Annotated in this window: 1 protein-coding gene; it reads right to left on the bottom strand. The window is 55.2% G+C overall.

Annotated features, from left to right (window positions below):
• Positions 1-224 precede the first annotated feature (224 nt).
• On the bottom strand, positions 225-1,316 hold the full coding sequence (locus tag NM961_RS24425) for a class I fructose-bisphosphate aldolase (RefSeq protein WP_255916928.1): 1,092 nt from the start codon (positions 1,314-1,316) through the stop codon (positions 225-227).
• Positions 1,317-1,377 lie beyond the last annotated feature (61 nt).

The raw sequence follows: 1,377 nt of genomic DNA, 5'->3' as shown, positions 1-1,377 counted from the left end.
GGGAATGGAGGCAGAACTTTTTTTCCCGAATCTCCTTTAGCTACAGCAACAACCCAAAGAAAAGTTTTTTTTTCCAACTTTCCTTTCTACCAAGATGCTTTAAAAGTGTTACTGTCAATAGCGGAGACAGTTACATAGGCATTGTCTAGGAGGACATGGCTTTTTCTGTGGTGACTCAATAATGGTGGGAAGATGGTGGAAAGGGAAATGGTGAGTGTCCATGCTTAATAAGCGTGATTAGCCACAAACAGTGACTGTCCACCGGCAGCGCTTGTTCCACTAGTCACATATTTGCCCACGCAGGCCTGGCTGTTAGCCAGAGCTCTCTTGATGAACTCCTCCTGGCAAGCCTTTCCATTCTCCTTCTTGCCACCCCAGGCTTTGAGGGCAGAGGCCTGCAGGGCACGGCCGTATGAGAAGGTCAGGGCCCAGGGCCTGTGCAGAGGGCACTGGTTCATGGCGTTCAGGTTGACGGAGGCTTCCTCCTCACTCTGGCCACCAGACAGGAAGGTAATGCCAGGGACTGCAGGGGGCACAGTGCGGCGCAGAGCAGTCACAGTTGCCATGGCAATCTCCTGGTTGCTGTACTTGTGTGAGCAGGAGTGTCCAGCGGTAACCATGTTGGGCTTGAGCAGGGTGCCCTCCAGGTAGACATGGTGGTCAGACAAAGCCTTGTAGACAGCAGCCAGGACCTTCTCAGTAACGTACTGGCAGCGCTTCAGGTCGTGGTCACCATCAGGGAGAATCTCAGGCTCCACGATGGGGACGATGCCGTGCATCTGGCAGATGCTGGCATAGCGAGCCAGGACGTTGGCGTTCTCGATGATGGCCAGTCTTGAGGGGGTGGTGGGGGTGATCTTCAGCACACAGCGCCACTTGGCAAAGTCAGCACCATCCTTCTTGTACTGGGCGCAACGCTCATACAGTCCATCAAGACCCTGGGTGGTTGTCTCGCCGTTGGTTCCGGCCAGGGGGACAACACCTTTGTCGACCTTAATGCCCACAACCATGCCTCTCTCTTTGAGGTGCTGGGGGAAGGGCTTGCCACCATCGGTCTTCTGGTACATGGTCTCATGGAAGAGAATTACGCCACCAATGCAAGGGGCGACGCGGTCATCTGCGGTGAAGAGGAGCTGGCGGTACAGCCTCCTGTTCTCCTCAGTGTTCTCAGCATTGATGCTCTGGAAGCGCTTGGCCACGCTGCCGGTGGACTCGTCTGCGGCGAGGATTCCCTTGCCGGGAGCGACAATCCTATGAGCAATATCGCTGAGCTCCTTCTTCTGCTCAGGAGTGAGGAAGGGGTATGCGTGAGGCATCCTGACTCTTTGAGTTTAGGAGGAGAGCTGAGAGAAGAGAGAGGGAGGGAGAAGATCCGGC

Origin of the sequence: Tahibacter harae, from assembly GCF_024437735.1 — a bacterium.
GTDB classification, from domain to species: Bacteria; Pseudomonadota; Gammaproteobacteria; order Xanthomonadales; family Rhodanobacteraceae; genus Tahibacter; species Tahibacter harae.
The sequence above is the reverse complement of the archived record's forward strand: the minus strand, read 5'-3'. Positions and strand labels throughout refer to the sequence as shown.

What these genes read in the sequence shown, in the direction of transcription:
- NM961_RS24425 (WP_255916928.1), bottom strand. Translation starts at nt 1,316, where the DNA reads ATGCCTCACGCATACCCCTTCCTCACTCCTGAGCAGAAGAAGGAGCTC.